Source organism: Variovorax sp. Root318D1, assembly GCF_001424835.1.
GTDB lineage: Bacteria > Pseudomonadota > Gammaproteobacteria > Burkholderiales > Burkholderiaceae_C > Variovorax.
Genome location: NZ_LMCQ01000019.1, coordinates 181,020 through 197,486, shown reverse-complemented (window position 1 = coordinate 197,486; position 16,467 = coordinate 181,020). Strand labels below are relative to the sequence as shown.

The window sequence follows — 16,467 nt, the reverse complement described above, 5'->3', positions numbered from 1 at the left end:
GCGTGCGCCGGAAATCGGCGCAACATCCATGAATGAAAGGGAACTTGCCCGCAACCCAGCGGAGCTGCCGGCGCCTCGAGGGCCGCCGCGTCCGCATGCTGCAGTGCAATACGAAGGTACGGCTAAACCCGAATTACCACTGCTTCGGTGAGCAACAAGATGTGCGGACTTCACATCCTGACCGACCATTCGGTCGAGCTAACTTCCTACAGTGGCGTCGGATTTATCGCTGTTGACAACGAAAGGCCTCGTCCGGCAGGCAAACCCAGCCGGTTTCAGGGTTGCCCAGCAAGCTCTCCAAGCCGCGTCCGCAAAAAGCGCCGGAGCGCGGAAATCGAGGCATCGGGAAGCGGCAGCCGCGGCCTAGGTTAGCCGAACATATCCGGTAACCAACCCGTGCGACTCTGACGGATTTAGGCAACGCCGAGGCCAAGAAAAAAGCGGCCAGCGGGCCGTTCCGCAGCGGTCTCGAAGGGATCGCGCCCGCGCCTGCACAAGGCGATTCACGAGGCGGGCGTTTACAAGCGCCGTACGCACGACACAGCGCAATACAAGCATCTGCACAGTTGCATTCATAGTGCTCATCCGCGGTCGCTGGCGCCTTGCCAAGGAGTTTGCGAAAGCCACCACACAACGCCCTTCGGCCACCTTACCGAGGGACCATCGGAGCACAAGTCGTGTCATCGCCGAAAAAGAATGCCGCCTTCCGCAGGTCGATCTCGGGCCACAGCCTCCCGGCGTGGCTGTGGAGCGCAGGAAGAAGCAGGCCTCGTTCGCGTGCACCGGCCGGATCTAGCGCGCAGAGATGTAGCGCTTTTTAGTTAATGCCATGTAACGCCATCCGGCGTTACCGACAGGCCAACCAGGCGGTTGGACGCACGCGCACGGCTGTACGCCCGCCGACCACGCGACGTCAGAGGGGCATGTCATGTTCACACGCTACGCCATCCGCACGCTGCTTTGCGTTGCCGCCGTGCCCGCCATCTCCGAAGAGCACGCACCAATCCATGACCGCGTGTTTCTGAGCAAAGCCGAGATCGAGACCACCTTGATCGGCAAGCCCATCGTTTCAAGCAATCGTTCGACCGGCATGGTCTCGCGCTGGCAGTTCTATTCGGACGGCCGCGTCGACTTTGCCAATCGAAGCGGCCCCGGCCGTGCGTCGGGCAAGTGGTTTTTCAATCCCGACGGCTCGATGTGCGTGACGATGATTTCTCGAACCGGATGCCGCTACTGGTTCAGGAATGAGAAGGACGGCGCCATTGCGAATGCCAACACCAGGGAACCGAATGCGCCTACGGTGGCTGAGATACGGTTTGAGTAGCGAGGCGAAGTGGGCGGCCGGCGCTTCGGCTTCGAAGCGCTGTTGCGCGAAGTGGCAGATTTGGCGGAGAGTGTGAGATTCGAACTCACGGACGATTTCTCGTCGGCAGTTTTCAAGACTGCTGGTTTAAACCACTCACCCAACTCTCCGGAACCGTCGATTTTATGCTGACGCTGGGGCCTCAAGCCTCGGGCAGGAAAAGCGTCTGCAAGTCGCTCAGAAAATCCAGCCCGCGCTCGGTGGGCCACACGCGGTGCAGGTCGCGCGCGATGAGGCCCTTGCGCTCGGCTTCTTCCATCCCTTTTTGGATGCTGGTCATGGCCAGCCCTGTGCGCTCGCTGAACTGGGGCAGCGTGAAGCCTTCTTTCAAGCGCAGCGCGTTGAGCATGAATTCGAACGGCAGGTCGGCCAGCGCGACTTCTTCGCTTTGGGTCACGGCGGCGCCTGCGCGGGCGTTGTCCATGTACAGGCGCGGTTCGCGAAAGCGCACCTGGCGCACGATGCGATGGGCAAAGCTCAGCTTGCTGTGAGCGCCGGCGCCAATGCCAAGGTAGTCGCCAAACTGCCAGTAGTTGAGGTTGTGCGCGCAGGTGTGGCCGGCGCGCGCGTAGGCTGAAACCTCGTAGCGCGACATGCCGCTGGCGGCGGTGCGCTCGGTGATGCGGTCGAGCATGGCGTAGGCCACGTCGTCTTCGGGCAAGGCCGGCGGAAATTTAGCGAACCAGGTGTTGGGTTCGATGGTGAGGTGGTACACCGAGATGTGCGGCGGCGCGAGCGCCAGCGCTTGGGTCAGGTCGGCGTCCAGGCCCTCGATCGTCTGGCCCGGCAGGGCGTACATGAGGTCGAGGTTGAAGGTGTCGAACGCACTCGCAGCTTCTTCGACGGCGGCAATGGCCTGTGCGCGATCGTGCACGCGGCCCAATGCCTTCAGGTGCTCGTCATTGAAGCTCTGCACACCGACCGACAGGCGCGTGACGCCCGCACTGCGGTAGGCGCGAAAGCGGTTGCGCTCGAAGGTGCCGGGGTTGGCTTCGAGCGAGATCTCGCAGTCGGGCGCCAGCTTGAGGCGGGCCCGCACGTCGCCCAGCAGGCGGTCGATGGCCTGGGGCGAAAAGAGGCTAGGCGTTCCGCCGCCAATAAAAATGGTGTGGACGGTGCGGCCCCAGATGAGCGGCAGCGCGGCATCCAGGTCTGCAATCAGCGCGTCGAGGTAGGCCGCCTCGGGAATGCCTTCGGCCTCGGCCTCGTTGGTGGCGCGCCACTCGTGCGAGTTGAAATCGCAATATGGGCACTTGCGCAGGCACCAGGGCAGGTGGATGTAGAGCGACAACGGCGGCAGCGCCGCAAGCTGCAGCGGGCCGGGCCGCATCCAGTGCAGCACGTCGTTGGCCTGCGGCGCGCCCGCGGCCTGTGCCGGCTGAATGGGAAACACAGTGGCCATTGGAGTCAGAACCAGCGTTCGCGCATCAAGGCCAGCATGGCCTTGGCCGCCTGGCCTCGGTGGCTGTTGGCGTTTTTTACTTCGGGCGGCAGCTGCGCAAAGGTCTTGCCGAAGCCGGGCAAATACATGACGGGATCGAAACCAAAGCCGTTGTCGCCGATGGGCGCCTTGGTAATTTCGCCGACCACGCGACCGACGGCAATGAGGGGCTCGGGGTCGTCGTGCCCGCGCAGCGCGACCAGCGTGCTGACGAGTGCGGCACGCCGGTTGACCACGCCGTCGAGCTGCTCCAGCAGGGCCTTGACGTTGTTGGCGTCGCCCTTGGCGTACCCGAACTGCGTGGCATAGAAGGCGGTGTCGACACCCGGCAAGCCGCCAAAGGCATCGACGCAAAGCCCGGCGTCGTCGGCAATGGCGGGCAGGCCGGTCGCGGCGCTGGCATGGCGCGCCTTGGCCAGCGCGTTTTCAACGAAGGTGCGAAACGGTTCCTCGGCCTCGCCCACGCCCAGTGCCGACTGGGGCACGAGCGTTACGGCCAACTCCGCAAACAGCTGCTGGAGCTCGGCAAGCTTGCCGGCGTTGTTGGAGGCCAGGACCAGTTTCATCGCCACTACTTAACTACTTGATTACTTCGAAACGAGGGACTGCTGCTGCAGCACGATCAGTTCGCCAATGCCCTTCTCCGCCAGGCCGAGGAGGATGTTCATCTCTTCGCGCGAGAAGGCAGCGCCTTCGGCGGTGCCTTGCACTTCGACGAAATGGCCGGCGCCGGTCATGACGACGTTCATGTCGGTGTCGCAGGCGGAGTCTTCGGTGTATTCCAGGTCGAGCAGCGGCGTGCCGCCGACGATGCCGACCGAAATGGCGGCCACGTGGCCCTTGATGGGCGATGCGGGGATCGTGCCGGCGGCCAGTAGCTTGTTGACGGCGTCTTGCGCGGCAACGAATGCTCCGGTGATGGCCGCGGTGCGGGTGCCGCCGTCGGCCTGCAGCACGTCGCAGTCGAGGTGGATGGTGCGCTCGCCCAGCGCGGCCAGGTCGAATACGGCGCGCATCGAGCGGCCGATGAGGCGCTGGATTTCCTGCGTGCGGCCGCTTTGCTTGCCGCGGGCGGCCTCGCGGTCGCTGCGCGTGTGGGTGGCGCGTGGCAGCATGCCGTATTCGGCCGTGACCCAGCCTTCGCCGCTGCCGCGCTTGTGCGGCGGCACCCGCTCTTCAACCGAGGCGGTGCACAGCACGCGGGTCTGGCCGAATTCGATGAGCACCGAGCCTTCGGCGTGGATGGTGAAACCGCGGGTGATGCGCACCGGGCGCAGCTGGTCGGCGGCGCGGCCGGCGCTTCGTGTGAAAGCAGTCATTTTGTGAGAGGTGCGTGGGAATAAAAACGGAACTCATCGGCCAACCGTGCCGCGGCGCCGGCATTGCCGGCAGCTGTAGGAACAGCAGCCTTACTTAAAAACGGGTGGGCGGCGCGAGCGCGGCACGCCCGGGTATCAAATCTTCTTTGCCGCAGAGCGGCGAATGGCCTCGTTGATTTCTGCAATCGAACGCTCGATGGCGTCTTCGTCCATGTCCTCGATCTCTCCATCGGAGGGCATGCCGGCCTGGATGGTGGACGCAAAAACGCCCTCGTCGATAGTTTCGGTGGAAACGCCGCGCTCTTCGCGGGTCGAATCGGGCTGTTCCCATTCGAGCGCGATGAGCGTCACGTTGTCGCTGTGGGCGCCGCCCTTGCGAAGCGCCATTTCGGCGAGGTCGGGCGCCGCATCGGACACCGGCTTGTCGGAAGACAGCGTGTGCACGATGACGGCGTCGTCGAGCACGCCCCAGACGCCGTCCGAGCACAGCATGATGCGGTCGCCGCGCTGCAGTTGCAGCGGGGCCGAAATATCGAACAACGGCGTGGTCGGCGAGCCCAGGCAGGTGAGCAGCAGGTTGCGGTTGACCGGCATGTCCGAGCCTTGTGGTCGCGGGCGCTCGGCGTGCGAATGGTCGCGCGTGCGCGTCAGCAGGCGGCCGTCGCGCACCACGTAAAGGCGCGAGTCGCCGCAATGCATCCAGGTGGCCGTGGTGCCCTGCAGCAGGGCCGCGACGACGGTGGTGCGCGGCGTGTCGAGCATGGCCTTGTGGCTTGCGTACCGCATGATCTGCTGATGCGCGGCCATGGCCGATTCGGCCAGAAAGGCCTTGGCGTCCTTGACGGTGGGGCGCGCCTCGCGCTGGTAGAGCGCCGCAATGGTCTGCAATGCCAGCTGGGCCGCAACCTCGCCCTCGGGGTGGCCGCCCATGCCGTCGGCCAGCACAAAGAGGCCCGACTCCCGCGTGTAGCAATAGCCCATGCGGTCTTCGTTCTTGAGACGGCCGCCCTTGCGGCTGACCTGGAATACCGAGAATTTCATGCCGGACGCGTCGTAGGTGCCGCCGCCCTGGGCAGGGCCTTCTTGTCGAAGGAGCGGATGTTGTCGAATGAAAGCCGCACCTTCTCGCCAACGGTGAGCTTGGTGTAGCGCCGCTCGCCTTCGCGGCTCAGTTCTTTTTGAAGCGCAAAGACCGATTGCGGCCGCGAGAGCGGATCGAGCGACATGCACCACTCGACCACTTCGATGAGGTTGTCGGAGTACACGCCGCGCAGGCGCGACAGCGACAGGCTGAGCCGGTCTTTCTCGATGCGGCGCGGGGCGTCGTTGGGCGGATAGCCCTGCATGCAGGCGTAAATGCAAGCGCCAATGGCGTAGATGTCGGTCCAGGGGCCCATCGACGAGTCGCGCCGGTACATCTCGGGGGCGGCAAAGCCGGGGGTGTACATCGGGCGGATGAAGATGCCCTCTTTGCTGAGCACCTCGCGGGCGGCGCCAAAGTCGATCAGCACCGCGCGGTCTTCGTCGGTGACGAAGATGTTGGCAGGCTTGATGTCCAGGTGCAGCATCTTGTACTGGTGCACGATGCGCAGGCCCCGCAGAATTTCGTCGAAAAGCGACCGGATGGTCGATTCCCGGAAAACCTTGGGCTTTTTCAGGTCGCGCGCGGTCACCACGAAGTCCTGCAGGGTCGCGCCCTCCAGGTAGTTCATGACCATGTAGACGGTTTCGTTCTCCCTGAAAAAGTTGAGAACGCTGACCACCGAGGCATGCGAGATCTGTGCGAGCGAGCGGCCTTCCTCGAAAAAGCTCTTCAAACCGAGCCTGTAGAGGGAGAGCTTTTCGGGCGGAACCTCGGGCGTGAGCTCGCCCGGCCCGCGCGTGGCGAGCGACGACGGCAGGTATTCCTTGACGGCAACCTGCTGTCCGCTGGGGTCTATGGCGAGATAGACAACGCCAAAACCGCCTGCGGAAAGGCGGCGAACGATGCGGTAACCGCCAATGACCGTATCGGGCAGCAGGGGCGAAGGCTTGACCTTTGACATAATCCGGGAGTTTCGCCCGAAGGCGATGGTGCGGCAAGCGAACGCCATGCCGACGCCTCGGTGCATGCAAGCAAAAACCACAGTGAGGCGCAATGCCAGTTTACAGCATGACCGGCTATGCCAGTGGCCAGAACGGGCCCGTTGGCAGCCACTCCGAAGCCGAAGCACGGCCTACCGCCGCGGGACGACTCGGGGTCGAGATACGCTCGGTCAACAGCCGCTTCCTCGATCTCACCTTCAAATTGCCGGAGGAACTGCGCCAGCATGAAACCGCGCTGCGCGAGCTGCTCACCGGCAAGCTCAAGCGCGGCAAGGTCGAGGTGCGGGCCGCCATCGAGAACACCGCCCAGGCCGGCGTCGTCGAGCCCTCCGTCAAGCTGCTGCAGCGGCTGAACGGCGTGCAGGACGGCATCAAGGCCTGGCTGCCCGGCGCCCGCGAATTGAGCGTGGCCGACGTGCTGCGCCTTGCCGGCGGCGACAGCGCAACCCGTGGCGACTGGGCTAGCGACCTGATCGACGTGACCGCCAAGGCCTTGGACGCCCTGATGTCCGCCCGCCAGCGCGAAGGCGCACGGCTCGCCAAGATGCTGGAGGCCCACCTGGCCCAGCTGCGTACGCTGGTCGAACAGGCCGGGCCGCTGATTCCCCAGCTGGTTGAGCAGCAGAGGGCGCGTTTCCTGGAGCGCTGGCAGGAGGCCATGGGCCTCACCGGCGGCACCCTGCCCGAGGCGGCCCAGGACCGGGCGCTGAACGAGGCCACCGCCTTTGCCATCCGCATCGACGTGGCTGAAGAGCTCACGCGCCTGAATTCCCACCTCGACGAGATCGAGCGGCTGCTCAAAAAGGGCGGCGAAATCGGCAAGCGGCTGGATTTCCTGATCCAGGAACTGCATCGCGAGGCCAATACACTGGGCTCCAAGTCGGCTGCGCTGGAGCTCACCCGCATTGGCGTGGACATGAAGGTCCTGATCGAGCAGATGCGCGAACAGGTACAAAACATCGAATGAGCGAGCGAATGGACTATCCGGGCAATATTTTTGTCGTCGCGGCACCAAGCGGTGCCGGCAAGTCGAGCCTGGTCAAGGCGCTCATGGAGCTGGACACGGCCGTCCAGCCTTCGGTTTCCCACACCACGCGGCCACCGCGCGGGCAGGAAAAGCACGGCCGGGAGTACTTTTTTACCTCGCCATCCGAATTCGACGCCATGATCGCCGCCGACGGCTTCGTGGAGTGGGCCCATGTGCACGGCCACCGATACGGCACCTCCAAGAAAGCCATTGAGGAGCGGATCGCCCAGGGGGCCGACGTCATCCTGGAGATCGACTTCCAGGGCGCCATCCAGATCCGCAAGACCTTTGCTAACGCGGTCATGATCTTCATCCTGCCGCCCAGTTGGGAAGAATTGCGCTCGCGGCTGGAGCGGCGCGGCGAAGACAGCGCGGCCGTCATCGAACTGCGCCTCAAGAATGCCGCCGAAGAGATGGCCAGGGCGGGGGAATTCGACTTCGTTATAATCAACGAGTTATTTGAGCGCGCGCTTTTCGATCTCAAGGCGATCGTCCACGCTCAGCGGCTTCGGTATTCTGCACAGCGCCGCGCACGTGCCGACACATTCGCCGCCCTGAACATCCCCTGATTTCCTGCTCACCCCGAAAGATTCTCATCATGGCCCGCATCACCGTCGAAGATTGTCTGCTTCAGATCCCCAACCGTTTCCAGCTGGTTCTGGCCGCCACGTACCGTGCGCGCATGCTGAGCCAAGGCCACGCGCCCAAGATCGAGAGCAAGAACAAGCCGGCCGTGACCGCCCTGCGCGAAATTGCCGAAGGCAAGATTGGCATCGAAATGCTCAAGAAGGTGCCGGGCTGATCTGACGCACCCCTGCAACGAAAAGGCACCGCAAAGCGGTGCTTTTTTTACGTCTGGACGCGTCCATACAGCGGTCACGCTAAAGTGATAGCCATGAGCGCGGTCGCCAAACATCAGTCCCATGCCCCTTCGGGCACGCCAAAGCCGAGCCCGGCGGCGCTGAATGCGGCTGCCGCAAGCTTTGCCGCGCTGACGGCCCGGCTCGACTACCTTAGTCCCGAAGACACCGAACTGGTGCGCCGCGCCTACCGCTTTGCCGACGAGGCGCACCTGGGCCAGTTGCGCAACAGCGGCGAACCGTACATCACCCACCCCATTGCCGTTGCGGCGCAGTGCGCCGAATGGAAGCTCGACGCGCAGGCGCTCATGGCCGCCCTGCTGCACGATGCCATTGAAGACTGCGGGGTGACCAAGCCGGAGTTGATCGAGCGCTTTGGAGCGCCGGTGGCCGAGTTGGTCGACGGGCTCACCAAGCTCGACAAGCTGCAGTTCAATACCCGCGAAGAGAACCAGGCCGAATCGTTCCGCAAGATGCTGCTGGCCATGGCGCGCGACGTGCGTGTCATTCTGGTCAAGCTGGCCGACCGAACGCACAACATGCGCACGCTGGACGATGCGCCGCGCGAAAAATGGGCCCGCATTTCGCGCGAAACGCTCGAAATCTACGCGCCCATCGCGCATCGGCTGGGTTTGAACCAGACGTATCGCGAACTGCAGGAGCTGTCGTTCCGCCACCTGAAACCCTGGCGCTACGCCACCCTGTCGAAGGCAGTGGCCAGGGCGCGGGGGCGCCGCCGCGATCTGATCCAGAAGGTGCAGCGCGAGGTCGAGACCGCCTTTGCCAACGCCAACATGACGCTGCGCATCGCGGGACGAGAAAAAACGCTCTATTCGATCTACCGCAAGATGGAAGAAAAGCACCTGAGCTTTGCCCAGGTGACCGACATCTACGGTTTTCGGCTGATCGTGCCGAACGTGATCGCCTGCTACACGGGCCTTGGCATCCTGCACCAGATGTACAAGCCGCTGCCGGGCAAGTTCAAGGACCACATTGCCATTGCCAAGCTCAACGGCTACCAGTCGCTGCACACCACGCTGGTGGGCCCGGCTGGCGTGAACGTGGAGTTCCAGCTGCGCACCGAGGCCATGCACGTGGTGGCCGAATCGGGCGTCGCGGCGCACTGGCTCTACAAGGCCGCAGAGCCGAATGCGCCCAGCAACGACAGGCTCGGAACCAAGTGGCTGCAGTCGCTGCTCGACATCCAGGATGAAACCCGCGATGCCGCCGAGTTCTGGGACCACGTCAAGGTCGACCTCTTTCCGGATGCGGTGTACGTGTTCACGCCAAAGAGCCAGATCCTGGCGCTGCCGCGCGGTGCGACGGTGGTCGACTTTGCCTACGCCATCCACAGCAACATCGGCGACCACACCTCGGCCGCCCGCATCAACGGCGACCAGGTGCCGCTGCGCACCGAGCTCAAGAACGGCGACGTGGTCGAGGTGATTACCGCGCCTGTGTCGACGCCCAACCCGGCATGGCTCGGCTTCGTGCGAACCGGCCGCGCGCGCTCCAAGATCCGCCACTACCTGAAGACCCTGGCCCACGCCGAATCCGAAGGCCTCGGAGAGAAGCTGCTGGCCCAGGCACTGCGCGCCGAAGGCCTCGGCAAGCTGCCGGCCGACGATGCGGAACATCAGGCGCTGTGGGACAAGCTGCTGCGCTTCACCGGCAACCGCACCCGCGCCGAACTGCTGACCGACATCGGCCTGGGCAAGCGGATTGCCAGCATCGTGGCAAAGCGCCTGGTGGCCATGCTGTCAGAACTGGGCGAGCGGCCGGACGCGCTGCTGCTGAGCCGTGAACGCTTTATTTCGCACGAAACCATCTCGCAGGGCGCCGTCACGCTGGATGGCAGCGAGAACTCGTCGGTGCGCTTCGCGCTGTGCTGCCGACCCATTCCGGGTGACGAGATCGTCGGCTACCTCGGGCATGGCGAAGGCCTGGTGGTGCACACCGAAAGCTGCGGCGTCGGCCAGCGCCTGCGCCACAAGGACAGCGAGCGCTTCTTCGCGGTCGAATGGGCGGACGAACCCACCCGCGCCTTCGAGACTGGCGTGGTCATCACCGTGCGCAATGACAAAGGCGTGCTGGCCCGCGTGGCCGCGACGCTGGCTGATGCCGAGGCCGACATCACGCACGTCGAGATGGCCGACGAGACGCCACAAGATTCGACCGACCTGCGCTTCGTGATTGCCGTGCGCGACCGGAGCCATCTGGACGCCGTCTTGCGCGCTGCGCGGCGGACCGCCTCGGTGCTGACCGCCGCGCGCATGGTTCCCGCCGCCTGAAGACGGCCGCAGGCCGAATTGCTAGGCCGTGCCCGAATCAGGGACTGGGTAGCTGACCGACAGCAGTTCCACCTCATGCGTGCCGCCCGGCGTCACCAGCTTCACGACGTCGCCCTCGCGTGACTTGAGAAGCGCCCGCGCGATGGGAGAAATCCAGCTGACCTGCAACTTGGCGCTGTCGGCTTCGTCGATGCCGAGGATGGTCACGCTGCGCTCGTCGCCGGTCTCGTCGACATAGCGCACCGTGGCGCCAAAGAAAACCTGGTCGCTACCGTGGTGCACCGAGGGGTCGGTGACCTCGGCGATCTCGAGCCGCTTGGTGAGAAAGCGAATGCGCCGATCGATTTCGCGCAGCCGCTTCTTGCCGTAGAGGTAGTCGCCGTTCTCCGAGCGGTCGCCGTTCTTGGCGGCCCAATGCACGGCCTCCACCACCTTCGGGCGCTCTTCGTCCATCAGCTGGAGCAATTCGTCGCGCAGCCGGGCATAGCCGGCGGGCGTCATGTAGTTCTTGCTGCCGCTGGGCAGTGCGGGGGCGGTGCCGTCGCCGTCATCATCGTCGGCATCAGTGTCGGTTTCCCTGGTGAATGCTTTGCTCACGGTAGAAGCTCCGAATCAACTTTCCTCAACCCATGTCCGAGCGCTTGCAGTCGAAGACCACGCCTTGCTCGACTGCTCTCAGCGCGGGCACTTTGCTCGCAACAGCAACGGCGGCACTGATGAGACGCCACTCGCCCGCCTTGAACAGCCTGAAGAGGTGCGTGACCTCGGTCCCGGCGGTGGGAATGGAATTGAAAACATAGACCGGCTCTCCCGTCTGGCCGTCTTCCATGCTCACGAGGTCGGCCCTCATTTTCCCCATGGTTTCGGTGTCTTTCGTCCGTGAACGCACGACGTCCAGGTTGACGGTGCGGGAGTGCTCGTCGATCGAAATCCTGCGGACCCAGTTGAAGGGCGACGCGGAGCCATTGCTTGCGCCAGGGACGCAGGTGATGGTTCCTGCCGACGCCGCACCTGCTGCCGAAGACAACATGAAAAACTGGAGTGCAAGCCGCTTTGCCGAAATGCTCATGGTGCCCTGCCCCGTTGTATGACTGGGCTGAACTTTAGCCCCAGGCGCATGAGCGTGCTTTCTCTTCGCGCCGCGACCGCGGCTGCATGGATGCACGCTTGCGATGGGCCAAAAGAAAATGGCCTAGAAGATCGAAACCTTCTAGGCCATTCAAAGAGTGGTGCGGCTGGCAGGAATTGAACCCACGACCCCTTGGTTCGTAGCCAAGTACTCTATCCAACTGAGCTACAGCCGCACAGCTATCGATTATAGCATCCATTTTTGCCCCTCGGCGAACCGAGTGAGAAATGAATGCCAAGTGGTAGGCCGTGATGGGCTTGAACCATCGACCAACGGATTATGAGTCCGCTGCTCTAACCAACTGAGCTAACGGCCCACGAGAGGCCATGATTCTATTCGCGGCGCCGGCTACTTGCGGTGGCTCAGCGCATTGCTGACCAGCCGGGAGGTGATGTCGACGATCTGGATCATGCGCTCGTAGGGCATGCGCGTGGGCCCGATGACGCCCAAGGTGCCCACCACCTGCCCGTCGACCTCGTAGTTGGCGCTGACGATGGAAAGCTCCTCGAACGGCACCACCTGGCTTTCGCCGCCGATGAAGATGCGCACGCCTTCCGCCTTGCTCGAAACGTCGAGCAGCCGCATCAGTTGCGCCTTTTGCTCGAACAGCTCGAAGGCACGGCGCAGTTGACCCATGTCGCTCGAAAAGTCAGTCACCGACAGCAGGTTGCGCTCGCCGGAAATCACGACGTCGTCTTCTTGCGCCTCGGTAAGCACCTCGGAGCTGACGTTGACCGCTGCCTGCATCAGCGCGGCAATCTCGCCGCGGAGTTTTTCGACTTCCGACTGGAGCCGGTCGCGTACCTGCTCGATAGTCAGGCCGGCGTAGTGGGCATTGATGTAGTTGGATGCTTCCACCAACTGCGACTGCGAATAGTCGGCCTCCGGAAAGATCACCCGGTTCTGCACGTCGCCATCGGGCGAGACGATGATCACCAGCAGCCGCCGGTCCGACAGCTTCAGGAATTCGATCTGCTTGAACACCGAGGCGCGCCGCGGCGCCATGACGACACCGACGAACTGCGACAGGTTGGACAGCAGGTTGGCGGCGTTTGCAATCACCTTCTGCGGCTGGTCGGGCGCAAGACTCGGTGCACTCATCTGCTCGCGCTGCGCCGTGAGCATGGTGTCGACGAAAAGCCGGTAGCCGCGAGCGGTGGGAATGCGTCCGGCCGAGGTGTGCGGACTCGCAATCAGCCCCAGCGACTCGAGGTCGGACATCACGTTCCGGATGGTCGCGGGGGACAGGTCCAGACCGGGCGCGCGCGACAAAGTCCGCGACCCGACCGGCTGGCCTTCGGCGATGTAACGCTCGACTAGCGTCTTGAGGAGCAACTTGGCACGGTCGTCCAGCATTGGAAGATTTTAGTGTTGTAATTTGTACATGACTTCCCGCTTTCGTCACGTCGCGCTGATCGGCAAATACCAGGCTTCAGGCGCCCGGGCGCAGGCAGACGCGCGCGACGGCGTCATGGAAGATATCGGCGCCTTCCTGGAATCTCAAGGGTGCCAGGTGTTCGTCGAAAAATCGGCGGACGGCGAAGCCGATGCGGATGCGAACGTCGGCGGCCGCTACGAACCGCTGAGTGTCGAGGAAATCGGACAGCGCTGCGATCTGGGCCTTGTGGTGGGAGGCGACGGCACCATGCTGGGCATCGGCCGCCAGCTGGCGTGCTACGGTATTCCGCTGATCGGCATCAACCGCGGGCGACTCGGCTTCATCACCGACATTCCGCTCGACAACTACCAGGCCACCCTGATCCCGATGCTGGCCGGCGAGTACGAGGAAGACCACCGCAGCCTCATGCATGCGCAGGTCATGCGCGACGGCGCGTCGGTTTTCGATGCGCTGGCAATGAACGACGTGGTGGTCAACCGCGGCGCCACGTCGGGCATGGTGGAGTTGCGGGTTTCGGTCGGCCGGCATTTCGTGGCCAACCAGCGCGCCGACGGCCTGATCATCGCTTCGCCCACGGGCTCGACGGCCTACGCGCTGTCGGCCGGCGGGCCGCTGCTGCATCCCGCGGTGCCGGGCTGGGTGCTGGTGCCCATTGCACCGCACACGCTCTCGAACCGTCCGGTGCTGCTGCCCGATGCCGACGAGATCGTTATCGAACTGGTCGCCGGGCGCGACGCCAGCGCCAATTTCGACATGCAGTCGCTGGCGTCGCTCGCCATTGGCGATCGCGTGGTGGTGCGCCGCTCCGACTTCCGGGTGCGCTTTCTGCACCCGCGCGGCTGGAGCTATTTCGACACGCTGCGCAAGAAACTTCATTGGAACGAAGGGGGCTCCTGAGATGGCGCTGCGACGCATCGCACTGCGCGACTTCGTGATCGTGCGATCACTCGAACTGGATCTGTCCACCGGCTTCACGGTGTTGACCGGCGAAACCGGCGCAGGCAAATCGATCCTGATCGATGCGCTTCAGCTGGCGCTCGGCAACCGCGCCGATGCCGGCGCGGTGCGCGAGGGTGCCGAGCGGCTCGACGTGAGCGCCGAGTTCGACGCCGATCCGGCCTTTGCGGCATGGCTCGATGAAGGCGGATTCGAATCCGGTGACGCCCTGCTGCTGCGCCGCACCGTCGACCTGCAGGGCCGCAGCCGCGGCTGGATCAACGGAAGCCCGGCCACGGCCACTCAGCTGCGAGAGCTTGGCGATCGCCTGCTCGACATTCACGGGCAGCATGCATGGCAGAGCCTGACGCGGCCCGAGGCCGTGCGCGGCCTGCTCGATGCCTACGCCGGAGTGCGCACCGATGCGCTCGATGCGGCCTGGCAAGGCTGGCGGCAGGCACTCTCCGCGCTCGACCACGCGCGCTCGGCGCAAGATTCGCTGCTGCGCGAGCGTGAGCGGCTGCAATGGCAGATTGCCGAGGTGATGAAGCTGGCCCCCGCCGAGGGTGAGTGGGAAGAGCTCTCGACCAACCATGCCCGCGTCTCCAACGCACAGGCGCTGATCGACGCGGCGCAAGGCGCCAGCCAGGCCCTGGAAGACGACGACAACGGTGCCCTCGCAGCGCTGTCGCGCGCGGTCACCCTGCTGCAGAACTGCGAGCACATCGAACCCGAATTCCGCGCGCTGGGCGAGGTGCTGGCCTCCAGCGTGGCGCAGGCCTCCGACGCCGCACATTCATTGCACGGATACCTGCGCGACGCCGAAGCCGACCCGCAGCGTCTGGCCGAGCTCGACGAGCGCATGGGTCTGTGGATGTCGCTGGCGCGCCGCTACAAGCGCACGCCGAACGACCTGCCGGCACTGCTGGCCGGCTGGCAGGCCGAGCTGAAGGCGCTCGATGCGCAGAGCGATCTCGAAGGGCTGGAGCGCGCCGAGCAAAACGCGCAGCAGGCCTACACGAAAGAGGCCAAGGCGCTCGGCAAATCACGCAAGCAGGCGGCCCCGCGCCTCGCCCTTGCGGTCACGCAGGCCATGCAGGGCCTGGGCATGCAGGGCGGCCGTTTCGAAGTCGAACTACAGCCGCTGGCGCAGCCGGGCCGCGCCGGTCTTGAGGAGATCGCCTTTCTGGTGAGCGGCCATCCCGGCAGCACACCACGTCCGATCGGCAAGGTGGCGTCGGGCGGCGAACTGTCCCGCATTGCCCTGGCCATTGCGGTCACCACGAGCCAGCTCGGCGCAGCGCAGACGCTGATCTTCGACGAGGTCGATGCCGGCGTCGGCGGTGCCGTGGCCGAGACCGTGGGGCGCCTCATGAAACAGCTCGGGCGCGACCGCCAGGTTTTGGCCGTGACCCATTTGCCGCAAGTGGCGGCCTGCGCCGATCACCACCTGGTGGTGGCCAAGCGCCAGACGACCGCAGCGGGCCAGGACGGCCCGCGCACCGAAAGCGGCGTCGCACGGCTCGACGACGACAACCGCGCGCGCGAAATTGCCCGCATGCTCGGCGGCGAGAAGGTTTCGCAGACTTCGCTGGCGCATGCCCGCGAAATGCTGGGCCACAAGACTTCGGCAGCGCTGTGATGGACCTCGACCTGGTGCTCATCACCGGCATGTCGGGCTCGGGCAAGTCGGTCGCACTGCATGCGCTGGAAGACGCCGGGTACTACTGCGTCGACAACCTGCCGCCCGAGCTGCTGACGCCGTTCATAGCCCTTCAGCACGAACAGCAGGCCACGCGGGTCGCCATTGCGATGGACGTGCGCAGCGGTGTGTCGCTGCCCATCGTTCCGCAGCAGCTCGATGCCTTGCGGCAGGACGGTGTCTCGCTGCGATCGCTTTTTCTCGACGCGACCACAGACGCACTGCTGCGGCGCTACTCGGAAACCCGCCGGCGCCATCCGCTTTCGCGCCAGGAGGGCCGCACCGATGCTCCCGAACAGGAGCGCGCGCTGGTTCAAGCCATTGAACTCGAGCGAGAGCTGCTGGCTGACCTGCGCGACGGCGCCGACGTGATCGACACCAGCCTCATCCGCCCGGCTCAGCTACAGAGCTACATCAAGGCACTGATCTCTGCGCCGCAGAGTCCATTGACGCTGGTGTTCGAATCATTCGCCTTCAAGCGCGGCGTGCCGCTGGACGCCGACTTCGTATTCGACGTGCGCATGCTGCCCAATCCGCACTACGTGGCCACGCTGCGCCCGCTCACGGGCCGTGATGCGCCGGTGGTCGAATGGCTGCGCGAGCACGACGATGTGGCGCGCATGTACGACGACATTGAGCAATTTCTTTCGCGCTGGCTCGATGCGCTGGCCCGGGACCATCGCAGCTACGTGACCGTGGCCATCGGCTGCACGGGCGGCCAGCACCGCTCGGTATTCCTGGTCGAACAATTGGCGCGCGCTTTCGGAACCCGTTGGGGCGCCCTCAAGCGGCACCGCGAACTCGACGCCGTATAGGCTCGCCCCCAGTCTTCGCGCACTTCGTGTCGCTACGCCAACCCCCTACCGGGGGCAACACCAGAGGCCCGGCGAAGCCGGTTCCTCGGTGTTCCACGAA

At 64.6% G+C, this 16,467-nt stretch carries 16 protein-coding genes and 3 tRNA genes; 8 read left to right on the top strand and 11 right to left on the bottom strand.

The window, feature by feature from the left end; translation table 11 throughout:
• The first annotated feature begins 928 nt into the window (after positions 1–928).
• Positions 929–1,324, top strand: coding sequence for a hypothetical protein (locus tag ASC78_RS15265; protein ID WP_055802762.1), 396 nt, complete (start codon positions 929–931; stop codon positions 1,322–1,324).
• 61 nt (positions 1,325–1,385) lie between these two features.
• On the opposite strand, the gene ASC78_RS15260 is transcribed toward ASC78_RS15265, so the two are convergent.
• From ASC78_RS15260 to ASC78_RS15235, 6 genes are all read right to left on the bottom strand, one after another.
• Positions 1,386–1,473, bottom strand: a tRNA-Ser gene (locus ASC78_RS15260).
• A gap of 32 nt (positions 1,474–1,505) precedes the next feature.
• Positions 1,506–2,765 (bottom strand): radical SAM family heme chaperone HemW, encoded by a 1,260-nt coding sequence (gene hemW / locus ASC78_RS15255; RefSeq protein WP_055802760.1) that lies wholly within the window; start codon positions 2,763–2,765, stop codon positions 1,506–1,508.
• A 5-nt stretch (positions 2,766–2,770) separates the two neighbouring features.
• On the bottom strand, positions 2,771–3,370 hold the full coding sequence (locus tag ASC78_RS15250; RefSeq protein WP_055802758.1) for a non-canonical purine NTP pyrophosphatase: 600 nt from the start codon (positions 3,368–3,370) through the stop codon (positions 2,771–2,773).
• A 21-nt stretch (positions 3,371–3,391) separates the two neighbouring features.
• Positions 3,392–4,123: a ribonuclease PH gene (rph, locus tag ASC78_RS15245; protein WP_055802756.1), complete on the bottom strand. Its 732-nt coding sequence runs from the start codon at positions 4,121–4,123 to the stop codon at positions 3,392–3,394.
• A 135-nt stretch (positions 4,124–4,258) separates the two neighbouring features.
• Positions 4,259–5,164: a PP2C family protein-serine/threonine phosphatase gene (locus ASC78_RS15240; protein ID WP_055802754.1), complete on the bottom strand. Its 906-nt coding sequence runs from the start codon at positions 5,162–5,164 to the stop codon at positions 4,259–4,261.
• Entirely contained in the window at positions 5,161–6,168 is a 1,008-nt protein-coding gene (locus ASC78_RS15235) for a serine/threonine protein kinase (protein ID WP_055802752.1), read from the bottom strand. Before ASC78_RS15235 ends, ASC78_RS15240 begins: the two co-directional genes overlap by 4 nt.
• Before the next feature lie 92 nt (positions 6,169–6,260).
• Between ASC78_RS15235 and ASC78_RS15230 the strand changes: the two genes are divergently transcribed.
• The 4 genes from ASC78_RS15230 to ASC78_RS15215 all read left to right on the top strand — a co-directional run bounded on the left by ASC78_RS15230 (position 6,261) and on the right by ASC78_RS15215 (position 10,386).
• Entirely contained in the window at positions 6,261–7,175 is a 915-nt protein-coding gene (locus tag ASC78_RS15230) for a YicC/YloC family endoribonuclease (RefSeq protein WP_055802750.1), read from the top strand.
• Between the two features lie 8 nt (positions 7,176–7,183).
• The gene (gene gmk / locus ASC78_RS15225; protein WP_015867099.1) at positions 7,184–7,804 is read left to right on the top strand and encodes a guanylate kinase; all 621 of its coding nucleotides are present in this window, start codon (positions 7,184–7,186) and stop codon (positions 7,802–7,804) included.
• Between the two features lie 29 nt (positions 7,805–7,833).
• A complete protein-coding gene (gene rpoZ / locus ASC78_RS15220) occupies positions 7,834–8,037 on the top strand; it encodes a DNA-directed RNA polymerase subunit omega (protein ID WP_021009011.1) in 204 nt (67 codons plus the stop codon).
• A gap of 93 nt (positions 8,038–8,130) precedes the next feature.
• Positions 8,131–10,386 (top strand): RelA/SpoT family protein, encoded by a 2,256-nt coding sequence (locus ASC78_RS15215; protein ID WP_055802748.1) that lies wholly within the window; start codon positions 8,131–8,133, stop codon positions 10,384–10,386.
• 21 nt (positions 10,387–10,407) lie between these two features.
• Here the strand turns inward: ASC78_RS15215 and greB are convergent, their stop codons facing one another.
• The 5 genes from greB to hrcA all read right to left on the bottom strand — a co-directional run bounded on the left by greB (position 10,408) and on the right by hrcA (position 12,871).
• Positions 10,408–10,983, bottom strand: a complete 576-nt coding sequence (gene greB / locus ASC78_RS15210) for a transcription elongation factor GreB (protein ID WP_055802746.1) — start codon at positions 10,981–10,983, stop codon at positions 10,408–10,410.
• A gap of 25 nt (positions 10,984–11,008) precedes the next feature.
• Positions 11,009–11,455: a hypothetical protein gene (locus ASC78_RS15205; RefSeq protein WP_055802744.1), complete on the bottom strand. Its 447-nt coding sequence runs from the start codon at positions 11,453–11,455 to the stop codon at positions 11,009–11,011.
• Between the two features lie 158 nt (positions 11,456–11,613).
• Positions 11,614–11,690 (bottom strand) — tRNA-Arg (locus ASC78_RS15200).
• A gap of 64 nt (positions 11,691–11,754) precedes the next feature.
• Positions 11,755–11,831 (bottom strand) — tRNA-Ile (locus tag ASC78_RS15195).
• Between the two features lie 32 nt (positions 11,832–11,863).
• Positions 11,864–12,871 (bottom strand): heat-inducible transcriptional repressor HrcA, encoded by a 1,008-nt coding sequence (gene hrcA, locus ASC78_RS15190; protein ID WP_055802742.1) that lies wholly within the window; start codon positions 12,869–12,871, stop codon positions 11,864–11,866.
• A gap of 28 nt (positions 12,872–12,899) precedes the next feature.
• Between hrcA and ASC78_RS15185 the strand changes: the two genes are divergently transcribed.
• The 3 genes from ASC78_RS15185 to rapZ are packed head-to-tail and all read left to right on the top strand — an operon-like array spanning position 12,900 to position 16,367.
• Positions 12,900–13,811, top strand: coding sequence for an NAD kinase (locus ASC78_RS15185; protein ID WP_055802741.1), 912 nt, complete (start codon positions 12,900–12,902; stop codon positions 13,809–13,811).
• Position 13,812: 1 nt separating this feature from the next.
• The gene (recN, locus tag ASC78_RS15180) at positions 13,813–15,492 is read left to right on the top strand and encodes a DNA repair protein RecN (protein WP_055802738.1); all 1,680 of its coding nucleotides are present in this window, start codon (positions 13,813–13,815) and stop codon (positions 15,490–15,492) included.
• Complete coding sequence (gene rapZ / locus ASC78_RS15175) at positions 15,492–16,367, top strand: RNase adapter RapZ (RefSeq protein WP_055802736.1); 876 nt, start codon at positions 15,492–15,494, stop codon at positions 16,365–16,367. The genes recN and rapZ overlap by 1 nt, the downstream gene beginning before the upstream one ends.
• The last annotated feature ends 100 nt before the right edge of the window (positions 16,368–16,467 follow it).

Bases quoted from the DNA above. Each gene is read 5' to 3' on its own strand.
- ASC78_RS15265 (WP_055802762.1), top strand. From the start codon at position 929: ATGTTCACACGCTACGCCATCCGCACGCTGCTTTGCGTTGCCGCCGTG.
- hemW (WP_055802760.1), bottom strand. From the start codon at position 2,765: ATGGCCACTGTGTTTCCCATTCAGCCGGCACAGGCCGCGGGCGCGCCG.
- ASC78_RS15250 (WP_055802758.1), bottom strand. From the start codon at position 3,370: ATGAAACTGGTCCTGGCCTCCAACAACGCCGGCAAGCTTGCCGAGCTC.
- rph (WP_055802756.1), bottom strand. From the start codon at position 4,123: ATGACTGCTTTCACACGAAGCGCCGGCCGCGCCGCCGACCAGCTGCGC.
- ASC78_RS15240 (WP_055802754.1), bottom strand. From the start codon at position 5,164: ATGAAATTCTCGGTATTCCAGGTCAGCCGCAAGGGCGGCCGTCTCAAG.
- ASC78_RS15235 (WP_055802752.1), bottom strand. From the start codon at position 6,168: ATGTCAAAGGTCAAGCCTTCGCCCCTGCTGCCCGATACGGTCATTGGC.
- ASC78_RS15230 (WP_055802750.1), top strand. From the start codon at position 6,261: ATGCCAGTTTACAGCATGACCGGCTATGCCAGTGGCCAGAACGGGCCC.
- gmk (WP_015867099.1), top strand. From the start codon at position 7,184: ATGGACTATCCGGGCAATATTTTTGTCGTCGCGGCACCAAGCGGTGCC.
- rpoZ (WP_021009011.1), top strand. From the start codon at position 7,834: ATGGCCCGCATCACCGTCGAAGATTGTCTGCTTCAGATCCCCAACCGT.
- ASC78_RS15215 (WP_055802748.1), top strand. From the start codon at position 8,131: ATGAGCGCGGTCGCCAAACATCAGTCCCATGCCCCTTCGGGCACGCCA.
- ASC78_RS15205 (WP_055802744.1), bottom strand. From the start codon at position 11,455: ATGAGCATTTCGGCAAAGCGGCTTGCACTCCAGTTTTTCATGTTGTCT.
- hrcA (WP_055802742.1), bottom strand. From the start codon at position 12,871: ATGCTGGACGACCGTGCCAAGTTGCTCCTCAAGACGCTAGTCGAGCGT.
- ASC78_RS15185 (WP_055802741.1), top strand. From the start codon at position 12,900: ATGACTTCCCGCTTTCGTCACGTCGCGCTGATCGGCAAATACCAGGCT.
- recN (WP_055802738.1), top strand. From the start codon at position 13,813: ATGGCGCTGCGACGCATCGCACTGCGCGACTTCGTGATCGTGCGATCA.
- rapZ (WP_055802736.1), top strand. From the start codon at position 15,492: ATGGACCTCGACCTGGTGCTCATCACCGGCATGTCGGGCTCGGGCAAG.